This is a genomic window from Nocardiopsis sp. NPDC055824 (genome assembly GCF_053616335.1).
This window is the reverse complement of the sequence record NZ_JBSHDN010000212.1, coordinates 1-10,557: the sequence shown is the minus strand read 5'-3', so window position 1 is coordinate 10,557 and position 10,557 is coordinate 1. Positions and strand designations below refer to the sequence as shown.

At 72.9% G+C, this 10,557-nt stretch carries 7 protein-coding genes; 2 read left to right on the top strand and 5 right to left on the bottom strand.

Going from position 1 to position 10,557, the window contains the following annotated elements:
* Nucleotides 1–30: 30 nt before the first annotated feature.
* The 5 genes from ACWGL3_RS27575 to groES form a co-directional block, all read right to left on the bottom strand.
* A complete protein-coding gene (locus tag ACWGL3_RS27575; RefSeq protein WP_267950243.1) occupies nt 31–1,137 on the bottom strand; it encodes a GuaB3 family IMP dehydrogenase-related protein in 1,107 nt (368 codons plus the stop codon).
* Nucleotides 1,138–1,501: 364 nt separating this feature from the next.
* On the bottom strand, nt 1,502–2,992 hold the full coding sequence (gene guaB, locus ACWGL3_RS27570; RefSeq protein WP_267948089.1) for an IMP dehydrogenase: 1,491 nt from the start codon (nt 2,990–2,992) through the stop codon (nt 1,502–1,504).
* Between the two features lie 450 nt (nt 2,993–3,442).
* Nucleotides 3,443–4,084: a sigma-70 family RNA polymerase sigma factor gene (locus tag ACWGL3_RS27565; protein ID WP_378553997.1), complete on the bottom strand. Its 642-nt coding sequence runs from the start codon at nt 4,082–4,084 to the stop codon at nt 3,443–3,445.
* A gap of 207 nt (nt 4,085–4,291) precedes the next feature.
* Entirely contained in the window at nt 4,292–5,899 is a 1,608-nt protein-coding gene (gene groL / locus ACWGL3_RS27560; protein ID WP_267948088.1) for a chaperonin GroEL, read from the bottom strand.
* 114 nt (nt 5,900–6,013) lie between these two features.
* Entirely contained in the window at nt 6,014–6,325 is a 312-nt protein-coding gene (gene groES / locus ACWGL3_RS27555) for a co-chaperone GroES (RefSeq protein ID WP_267948087.1), read from the bottom strand.
* Between the two features lie 294 nt (nt 6,326–6,619).
* Here groES and ACWGL3_RS27550 point away from each other — a divergent pair, with 294 nt between their 5' ends.
* Both ACWGL3_RS27550 and ACWGL3_RS27545 read left to right on the top strand, forming a co-directional pair.
* Complete coding sequence (locus ACWGL3_RS27550) at nt 6,620–7,894, top strand: class I SAM-dependent methyltransferase (RefSeq protein ID WP_267948086.1); 1,275 nt, start codon at nt 6,620–6,622, stop codon at nt 7,892–7,894.
* A gap of 382 nt (nt 7,895–8,276) precedes the next feature.
* Nucleotides 8,277–10,481: a hypothetical protein gene (locus ACWGL3_RS27545; protein ID WP_267948085.1), complete on the top strand. Its 2,205-nt coding sequence runs from the start codon at nt 8,277–8,279 to the stop codon at nt 10,479–10,481.
* The last annotated feature ends 76 nt before the right edge of the window (nt 10,482–10,557 follow it).

The window sequence follows — 10,557 nt, the reverse complement described above, 5'->3', positions numbered from 1 at the left end:
GCCCCCTCGACCCGCTCGGGACGCGTACGCCTAGCGGTGCGGGTTGACGACGACCTCGACCCGCTGGAACTCCTTGAGGTCCGTGTAGCCGGAGGTGGCCATCGTGCGGCGCAGGGCGCCCATGAGGTTCATGGAACCGTCGCTGGTGTCGGCCGGGCCGTGCAGGATCGACTTGAGGTCGCCGATGGTGCCCACCCTGACCCGCTCGCCGCGCGGCAGCTCCTCGTGGTGGGCCTCGCTGCCCCAGTGGTAGCCGCCGCCGGGGGCCTCCGTGGCCCGCGCCAGCGGCGAACCCACCATGACGGCGTCGGCGCCGCAGGCCAGGGCCTTGGCGATGTCACCGCTGCCGGTCATGCCGCCGTCCGCGATGACGTGCACGTAGCGGCCCCCGGACTCGTCCAGGTAGTCGCGGCGCGCGGCGGCCACGTCGCCGATGGCGCTCGCCATCGGCACGGCCACGCCGAGCACGGACCGCGTGGTGTGCCCGGAACCGCCGCCGAAGCCCACCAGCACGCCGGCCGCGCCGGTCCGCATCAGGTGCAGGGCCGCGGTGTAGGTGGCACAGCCGCCCACCACGACCGGGACGTCCAGGTCGTAGATGAACTGCTTGAGGTTGAGCGGCTCGGCGCGTCCGGACACGTGCTCGGCGGACACCGTGGTGCCGCGGATCACGAAGATGTCCACGCCGGCGTCGACGACGGCCTTGTGGTACTGGGCGGTGCGCTGCGGCGACAGCCGTGCCGCGGTGACCAGGCCGGCGTCGCGGATCTCCTCGATCCGGCGGCCGATCAGCTCCTCCTGGATGGGAGCGGCGTAGATCTCCTGGAGCCGCCTGGTGGCCGCGACGTCGTCGAGCTCGCGGATCTCCTGGAGCAGCGGTTCCGGGTCCTCGTAGCGGGTCCAGAGGCCCTCCAGGTCGAGCACGCCCAGACCGCCCTGCTCCCCGACGGCCACGACCGTCTTGGGGGAGGCGACGCTGTCCATGGGGCTGACCACCAGCGGCGTCTCGAACCGGTAGGCGTCGATCTGCCAGGCGATCGACACCTCCTCCGGGTCCCTCGTGCGTCGGGCAGGCACGATCCCGATCTCGTCGAGCTCATAGGCCCGGCGCCCGTTCTTGCCCAGCCCGATCTCCACCTGCGCCAACGTTTCGATCCCCTCTGACGTGCGGCACCGGCTCGTCTACCGGCGTCTTTCCTGCCGCCGAGAGTCTATCCGCCCAAAAGTTGGACCGGGTTTGCCCCGCTCCGCCTGGACTCGCGCAGCGCGGCCGACCGGGTCGCCGCCCCACCGGCCGGGCAGGCCCCGGCGGTCGCACCCGTCCCCGTGGGCGACCGGGTCCCCGACGGTCACGGGTTCCTCGGACATCCGGGCGTCGGAGCCGCCGCGGGGCCGCCGGGGGCGGGGAGCGGAAGGGGGGAGAAGGGGAAGGGCCGCCCGGGAGGGGTCTCCCGGACGGCCCGCACCGCCGACGCGCCGGCGGACCGGCGCGCGGGACGGGTCAGCGCGCGTTGTAGTTGGGCGCCTCGACGGTCATCTTGATGTCGTGCGGGTGGCTCTCCCGCAGTCCGGCGCTGGTGATCCGCATCAGCTGGCCGCGCTCGCGGAGCTCGGGCACGGTACGGGTCCCCGCGTACCACATGGACTGGTGGAGGCCCCCGACCAGCTGGTGGGCGACCGCCTGGAGCGGGCCGCGGAAGGGCACCTGGCCCTCGATGCCCTCGGGGACCAGCTTGTCCTCGGAGGCGACGTCGGCCTGGGCGTAGCGGTCCTTGGAGAAGGAGCGGCCCCGCATGGCGCCGAGCGAGCCCATGCCCCGGTAGGCCTTGAACTGCTTGCCGTTGATGAAGATCAGCTCTCCCGGGCTCTCCTCGACACCCGCGAGCAGGCTGCCGAGCATGACCGTGCTGGCGCCCGCGGCGATGGCCTTGGCGATCTCGCCGGAGTACTGGAGCCCGCCGTCCGCGATGAGCGGGACGCCCGCCGGACCACAGGCCCTGGAGGCCTCCAGGATGGCGGTGAGCTGCGGCGCGCCGACGCCGGCGACGACGCGGGTGGTGCAGATGGAGCCCGGGCCCACGCCGACCTTGACGGCGTCGGCCCCGGCGTCGACGAGCAGCTGGGCGCCGGCCCGCGTGGCCACGTTGCCCGCGACGATGTCGGCGCGGGAGTTGGCCTTGAGCTTGGCGATCATGTCGGCGAGCCCGGCGGAGTGGCCGTGCGCGGTGTCCACGACGACGAAGTCGACCCCGGCCTCGACGAGCAGCTTGGCCCGCTCCTCGGCCTCGGGTCCGACGCCGACGGCGCCGCCGACGACCAGGCGCCCGTCGGCGTCCTTGGTGGCGTCGGGGAACTGCTCGCTCTTGATGAAGTCCTTGACGGTGATCAGGCCGCGCAGGCGGTTCTGCGCGTCGACCAGGGGCAGCTTCTCGACCTTGTGCCTGCGGAGCAGCTCGAAGGCCTGCTCGCGGCTCACGCCGACGGGGGCGGTGACCAGGTTCTCGGTGGTCATGACGTCGCGGACCAGCCGGGCGCGGTCGCTCTCGAAGCGCATGTCCCTGTTGGTGACGATGCCGACGAGGGAGCCGCCGGCGTCGGTGACGGGGACGCCGGAGATCCGGTAGTGGGCGCACAGGCGCTCGACCTCGGCGAGGTCGTCCTCCGGCTTGCAGGTGACGGGGTCGGTGACCATCCCGGCCTCGGAGCGCTTGACCAGGTCGATCTGGCTGGCCTGGTCCTCGGCGGAGAGGTTGCGGTGCAGGACGCCGGCGCCGCCCTGGCGCGCCATGGCCACGGCCATCCGGGCCTCGGTGACGGTGTCCATCGCCGCGGACAGCAGGGGGATGCTCAGGGTGATGTTGCGGGACAGGCGGGTGGTGGTGTCCACCTCGCCCGGCTGGAGGTCGGAGTAGGCCGGTACGAGGAGCACGTCGTCGTAGGTCAACCCCGGCGGCAGCAGTTTGTCCCCGTAGTCGCTGTACTCCTGGCCCATGACACAACCTCCGCTATCCCGGCACACCTGCGCGGTTCGCCCCCGCGTGTCGTCTCATCCTAGGTCGTCGCCCTGTGCGGCCCCGGTGGAATGAGGTGTTTGACCCGTCACCCCGACCCGAAAGTGAGCGGTATCACGGTTTGGGGGCCGTGCTCGGACGGACCTGCCCGCCCCTGCCTCCGGACAACACCGGTCGGCGCCCCGGGCTTCCCTCGGGAGGGTCGGAGGGGCCGTGCGCCACGGGACCGGAGCGTCCACGGGCGGCCGGTCGCCGGAGGGGCCGGGGGTCACGGGCGGCCACCCGGCGGAGGGCGGGGCCGGCGCGCGGTGCGACGCGCTCAGTGCCAGCCGGAACTGCGGCGTCCGGCCTGGCCGGGGTAGCGGCAGCGGCCGTGGACCCGCGGGCGGTCGGGGCACAAGCGGCGCCCGGGACGGGGGCGTCCGCCGTGTTCAGGGGAGGAGGCGGTTCGCCACGGCCACCTGCCGAAGCCGAGCGATAGCTCGGTGCTGGGCGACCCGTACCGCGCCCGCCGACATTCCCAGTACATGTCCCGTCTCATCCGCTGTCAGTCCTGCGATCACCCTCATGACCAGGAGCTTGCGCTGCTGTTCCGGCAGCTCGTCCAGGAGCTCCCTGGCGCGCTGGGCCTCGATCACCCGCACCGCCGACTCCTCCGGTCCCGGGTCGTCGTCCGGCTGCTCGGGCACCGCGTCGGTGGGCACCGTCTCCACCCTGCCCGCGACGCGCAGGGTGTCGGCGACCTTGTGGGCGGCGATGCCGAACACGAAGGCCGCGAAGGGGCGGCCCCGGTCCTGGTAGCGCGGTACGGCCGAGAGCAGCGCGATGCAGACTTCCTGCGCCACGTCGTCGGAGTAGTGGGCCAGGCCCGAGACCCGGGCGAGGCGTGCGTGGCAGTACCTGACCACCATGGGCCGGACCGCGCGCAACAGCGAGTCCATGGCCCCGTCGTCCCCCCGGACGGCGAGCGAGCCCAGATGGTTCAACCCTGTGTCGCGGGCGGCGGAGTCCGCCTGCCCGTGTGTCCCTGGCCGCTGCGCGGTAGCGCCCCCCCGGGCGCCTGCATCCGTCACGTTAGGAATGATGCCCCCACTGCGGGACCCAACCGCTCCAATCGCCAACTACGGAATGGTCACGTTTTGGGAAAAACGTCCGAAAACGCCACACACTCCAGAGGGAAAAGAGGGGCTCCCGTGGTAGTGCGCGGGGGCGGGACACCGACGTGTCCCGCCCCCGGGCCGGATTCACACCCGACCCGTCACCGGGTCCGGGGCGTGGGGTCAGTGACCGTGGCCGTGGCCGTGGTCGTCCGCCTCCTCCTCGGGCTTGTCCGCCACCAGGACCTCGGTGGTCAGGAGCATGCCCGCGATGGACGCGGCGTTCTGGACGGCGGAGCGGGAGACCTTGACCGGGTCGAGGATGCCCTGGGCGGTCAGGTCGCCGTAGGTGCCCTTGGCCGCGTTGTAACCGTGACCGACCTCCAGCTCGGAGATCCGGTGGGTCACGACGTAGCCCTCGGCGCCCGCGTTCTCCGCGATCCACCGGGCGGGCTCGACCAGGGCGCGGCGCACGATCGCCACACCGGTGGCCTCGTCGCCGGTCAGCCCGAGGTCGTCCAGGGCGGACGCCGCGTGCACCAGGGAGGCCCCGCCGCCGGCGACGATGCCCTCCTCGATGGCCGCGCGGGTCGCCGAGATGGCGTCCTCCAGGCGGTGCTTCTTCTCCTTGAGCTCCACCTCGGTGGCGGCGCCGACGCGCAGGACGGACACGCCGCCCGCGAGCTTGGCCAGGCGCTCCTGGAGCTTCTCGCGGTCCCAGTCGGAGTCGCTCGCCTCGATCTCCTTGCGGATCTGGCGCACGCGGTCGTCGATCTCGGACTGCTCGCCGGCACCGTCGACGATGGTCGTCGCGTCCTTCGTGATGACGGTGCGGCGGGCGCTGCCCAGCGCGTCGAGTTCGGCGTTCTCCAGGGTCAGGCCGACCTCCTCGGCGATGACCTGGCCGCCGGTGAGGACGGCGATGTCCTGGAGCATGGCCTTGCGGCGCTCGCCGAAGCCGGGCGCCTTGACGGCGGCGACGTTGAGCGTGCCCCGGATCTTGTTGAGCACCAGGGCGCCCAGCGCGTCGCCGTCGATGTCCTCGGCGATGATCAGGAGCGGCTTCTTGCTCTGGACGACCTTCTCCAGCAGGGGCAGCAGCTCGTTGAGGCTGCTGATCTTCCCCTGGTTGATGAGGATGAGGGCGTCCTCCAGCACCGCCTCCTGACGGTCGCCGTCGGTGACGAAGTAGGGCGAGACGTAGCCCTTGTCGAACTGGAGCCCCTCGGTGAAGTCGAGGTCCATCCCGAAGGTGGGGGCCTCCTCCACCGTGATGACGCCGTCCTTGCCGACCTTGTCGAACGCCTCGGCGATCAGGTCGCCGATCTGGGCGTCCTGGGCGGAGTTGGTCGCCACGTAGGCGATGTCCTCGCGCTCCTCGACGGGGCGGGCGCGCTCCAGGAGGATCTCGGAGACGCGGGCGGCCGCGGCGTCGATGCCCCTCTTGAGGGCGAGCGGGGAGGCGCCGGAGGTGACGCTGCGCAGACCCTCGCGGACCAGGGCCTGGGCCAGGACGGTCGCGGTGGTGGTGCCGTCACCGGCGGCGTCGTTGGTCTTGGTGGCGACCTCCTTGACCAGCTGGGCGCCCAGGTTCTCGTACGGGTCGTCCAGCTCGATCTCACGGGCGACGGTCACGCCGTCGTTCGTGATGGTGGGGGCGCCGAACTTCTTGTCGATGACGACGTTGCGGCCGCGCGGGCCGAGCGTCACCTTGACGGCGTTGGCGAGGCGGTCGACGCCCCGCTCGAGGGCGCGGCGGGCGTCGTCCTCGAACTCCAGGATCTTCGGCATGTGGGTGCTTCCTCTTGAGGCTCGTATAAAACGAGCATCCCGCCCCGCCCGGCGTTATGCCGACCGGTGCGGGATGCCTGGCTCCGAGCCCGGTGGACCGGGCCCCGTCGAGACCTACTTCTCGACGACCGCGAGCAGGTCGCGGGCGGAGAGGACCAGGTACTCCTGGCCGTCGTACTTGACCTCGGTGCCGCCGTACTTGCTGTAGAGGACGACGTCGCCGACCTTCACGTCCAGCGGGATGCGCTTGTCGCCCTCGTCGTCCCAACGGCCGGGGCCCACGGCGAGGATCTCGCCCTCCTGGGGCTTCTCCTTGGCGGTGTCCGGGATGACCAGACCGGAAGCGGTGGTCTGCTCGGCCTCCAGCGTCCTGACCACGACGCGGTCCTCGAGCGGCTTCAGCACGGTCTTGGTGGCGGTCGACACGGTGTGACCTCCCCCTTCAAAGTTTCGGTGTACTGGCTCCGGTCCGCGCTGGCACGCGGACCGACTGCGAAAAAGGGGCGACAGAGGCGGCCTGTCGTCGCGGGTGCCAGACCGGCGTCGTCGCGATTAGCACTCTACCCCTGAGAGTGCCAGAATGGAAATGCGACCGTGACCCCCGGTCGGGGACTTCCGTGAGGAGCCGGGCATCCTGCCCGCGCCGCGGCGGCCCCCACGACGCGCGGGGCGTCCGGGTCCGCCGACACAGACCGCCCTTCGACGTCCGAGGTGAACCCCATGCGCGTGCCCGCCTTCGAGGCGCTGCTCTCCGACGCGGGCCGGGAGGTGCTGGAGGGCGTCGATCCGGGGAGCGCGGTCCGGGACCAGCTCGGCACGGCGTCCCTGCTGCGGTCCGACCCGCGCGTGGCGGCCCTGGACCCTGATCTACCCGTCTCGGAGCTGGTCAACGCGCTCCTGACCCAGGTCTCCCTCCGCGAGCGCGGCCGGGCCAAGTTCGGCGACGCGGCGGGGCGGATGTTCTTCACCCCGAACGGCCTGGAGCAGTCCACCCGGCGCGTCGTGGCCGAGTACCGGGCGGGGCGGACCGCCGCGGTCGCGGGTGCGGTGCCGGCGGGCGGCTCCGCGGGCGACCTGTGCTGCGGGATCGGCGCGGACCTGCTGGCGCTGGCCGGGCGCGGCGTCCCCGTGGAGGGCGTGGACTCCGACCCGCTGACGGTGGCGGTCGCCCGCGCCAACATCGGGGCCCTCGGGCTGTCGGACCTGGCGCGGGTCCGCGAGGGCGAGGCCGGCGCGTCGGCGGTCGGCCGCTACCCGCTGCTGTTCTGCGACCCGGCCAGGCGCGGCGGGCGCGGCCGGGTGTTCGACCCGGCCGCCTACTCCCCCCCGTGGGACGTGGCGACGGGGCTGGCCGGGGCCGCGGAGGCCGCCTGCCTGAAGGCGGCTCCGGGCATCCCGCACGAGGCACTGCCCGAGGACGCCTCCGCCGAGTGGATCTCGGTGGACGGGGAGCTCAAGGAGACGGCCCTGTGGTTCGGCGCCCTGGCGGAGGGCGCGGGGGCCCGGCGGCGCGCCACGGTCCTGCACGAGCGCGAGGGCCTGCTGGCCCGGGAGGGGGCGGCCGCGCACCTGGACGCCGACCCCGGGGCGGGCCCGGCGCCCGTGGCCCCGGCCCGGCGCTACCTGTACGACCCGGACCCGGCCGTGGTGCGGTCGCACCTGGTGGCGGAGGCGGCGGCGCGGGTGGACGGCGCGCTGCTGGACGAGCGGATCGCCTACTTCACCGCGGACACGGCGGCCGTGTCGCCGCTGTGGCGGGTGCTGGAGGTGGTGGAGATGCTGCCGTTCTCCCTGAAGCGCCTGAGGTCTGCGGTGCGGGCGCTGGACGCCGGGACGGTAACGATCAAGAAACGCGGATCGGCCGTGGACACGGAGAAGCTGCGCCGTGATCTGCGGGCGTCGGGCCCCGAGTCGGTGACCGTGGTCCTCACCAGGATCGGCGACCGGCCCTTCTGCCTGCTGTGCCGCGAGGTCGGGACCCCCTCCCCGGGGTGACCCCCCGTCGGCGGCCCGTCGGCGCCCGGGCCCCCGGCACGCCCGGCGGCGGGGGCGCGGACCCCAGATCGTTACCTCTCTCACCCAGATCTTCCGCCGTCCCCTGGGGGCGAAGGGACCCAGGTCGTTAAACTGACGACCGCTGCAGTCCTTCCCTTCTCATGGATTCACCCGGAAGACTCGTGTGAGCGGCCCGCCCCGCGATGCGGTCGGATCTCGGGCCTTGCGCCGTATATATACGGACAGTCACACTCCAGTCACGATGGGGCGGTAACCATCGCGGGAGCGCCGCCCGCCCGGGGACCATCGAGAACCCGACCCGTCCGGAACCGTCCACTCCCCCGTACGGGTACGGGAGCGCCAGAACCAAAGGAGCACCTCGGTGGAACAGACCAATCACAACTTCCTCAACGGGGGAGGCCAGTCCGGTGTCTCCGACCGGATGCGTGACCTGCTCTCCCAGGCCGCCCAGGAGCACGTCTCCGAGCAGAAGTCGCAGGGCGCCGTCAGCGAGGAGATGCGCCAGCGCCTCGAGGGGATGGAGTGGCTGCTCCGCGAACTGCGCGAGCGCGAGCTCACCTCCCTCGCCGAGTCCGTCACCACGGTCAACGGGCGCATCGACGACTTCCTCGCCCGCCCGCCGGAATGGGCCGAGACCCTCGCCGAGCACATCGAGGTCGTCGGCCAGCAGGTCAAGCCGCTGTCGGACATGCCCTCCCTGCGGGCCGACACCCAGCGCATCGCCGGACACCTGGACACCGTGCTCACCCGCCTCCAGCGGATGGCCGAGACCGGCGACCGGACGGCCGACCAGGTCACCGAGCTCGGTGAGCGCCTGAACGGGCTGAGCGAGACCGTGGGCGCCCGCCTGGACTCCCTCGACACCGCCCTCGCCGCGCTCACCGCCAAGGCCGACGCCGTCGAGGCGTCGCTGTCCGCCCTCTCCGAGGTCTCCGGCGAGCGGCACGGGGCCGTCGTCACCGCTCTGGCCGAGAGCCGCACCGAGCTCTCCGACTCCCTCGCCGAGGGGCGCACCGAGCTGGCCGAGGCGCTGGCCGCCGGGCGGACCGAGATCACCGGCGCCGTCGAGGCCGGGCGCGAGAGCCTGGCGGGCGTCGTCGCCGAGAGCCGCGAGGCCCTCACCGCCGCGGGCGCCGCCCTGGGCGAGACCGTCACCGCCAAGGTCGAAGAGGCCTCCGGCGAGCTGCGGACCCTCGTGGAGGAGCGCGCCGGCGACCTCCGGGCCTCCGTCGAGGAGCGGGCCGCCGAGCTCCGCACCGAGGGCGGGGAGCGCACGGCCGAGCTGCGCACCGCCCTGGAGGAGCGCACCGCGCAGCAGCACGAGGCCCTGCTGGCCCGCCTCCAGGAGAACACCGGCGAGCTGGGCGAGCGCACCACCGCCCTGGCCGGGGAGCTCACCGCCCTGGCGGCCGCGTCCGGCGAGCGCCACGAGGCCCTCACCGGCAAGCACGAGGCCCTGGCCGCCAAGGTCGCGGAGAGCGTCGGCTACCTCAGCACGCAGGCCGAGGAGAACCACGCCGAGGCGACCGCCGCCGTCGCCGACGTCACGGGATCGCTCGCCAAGCTGCGGGAGAACCACGAGTCGTCGCTCACCGAGCTGCGCACCCACCTGCGCCAGCGCCTGGCCGAGCTCGGCGAGGAGATGGAGCTGGGCCGTACCGAGACCCGGGAGCACGCCGAGTCCACGTCGGAGCGGCTGCGCGAGGCCCTGGCCGAGCGCACCGACGCCCTGGGCGCCCGGATCTCCGAGGACTCCGAGCGGGTCACCGCGGGCTTCGCGGAGCTGCGCGAGTCCGTCCGGGAGTCCGGCGACAGGCTCTCCACGGAGTCCGAGGAGCGGCACCGGACGCTGGCCGAGGCACTCACCGAACAGGTCGAGGCCCACCGCGGCGCGCTGGACGAGCGCCTGGAGCGGCAGCGCGAGGCGCTGACCGGCAAGGTCGACAACCACCTCTCGCAGATCACCGGCAAGGTGGACCACGAGCTGGGCCGCCTCACCGACCGCTTCGACACCTTCGAGGGGCACTTCGAGGGAAGCTTCGAGTCCGTCGAGGGCAAGATCGACCGCATCGACGGCCGGATGGACGGTGTCAACGGCCGCCTGGACGGCGTGGACGGCCGGATCAACGGCGTCGAGGGCCAGTTCGAGGGCGTCAGCGGGCACTTCGAGGGCGTGGACGGCCGCATGGAGGCCATCGACGACCGGCTGGAGGCGCTCAACCAGCGGCTCAACCAGCTTCCGCAGACCATGGAGGTCAGCGAGCTGCACCGCCGCCTGACCGACCTGGTGGACCGTCCGCAGCTGGACCACTCCGGCAAGCTGGACGAGATCGACGAGCACGTCACCTCGGCGGTGGCCCCGGTGCTGCGCGAGCTCAAGCAGCGTCCGGACCGCCACGAGCTGGAGGAGACCGTCACCGAGGCGGTCGAGAACTCGCACGACGACATCACCAAGCGGTTCTCCTCCCTGGAGGAGACGGTGCTCGCCCTGGCCGAGGCGCTGCTGCGCCCGGGCAGGGACGGCAAGAAGAAGCGCCGCCGCGACGAGGACGAGGACGACGAGTAGCGGGCGGGACGGGGGCGGCGGACGCGCCGTCCGCCCCCTGACCGCCCCCGGGAGGGCCGGGACGCCGCGGGCGTCC

Coding starts and splice junctions, on each gene's coding strand:
- guaB (WP_267948089.1), bottom strand. CDS start 2,992: ATGGGCCAGGAGTACAGCGACTACGGGGACAAACTGCTGCCGCCGGGG.
- groL (WP_267948088.1), bottom strand. CDS start 5,899: ATGCCGAAGATCCTGGAGTTCGAGGACGACGCCCGCCGCGCCCTCGAG.
- ACWGL3_RS27550 (WP_267948086.1), top strand. CDS start 6,620: ATGCGCGTGCCCGCCTTCGAGGCGCTGCTCTCCGACGCGGGCCGGGAG.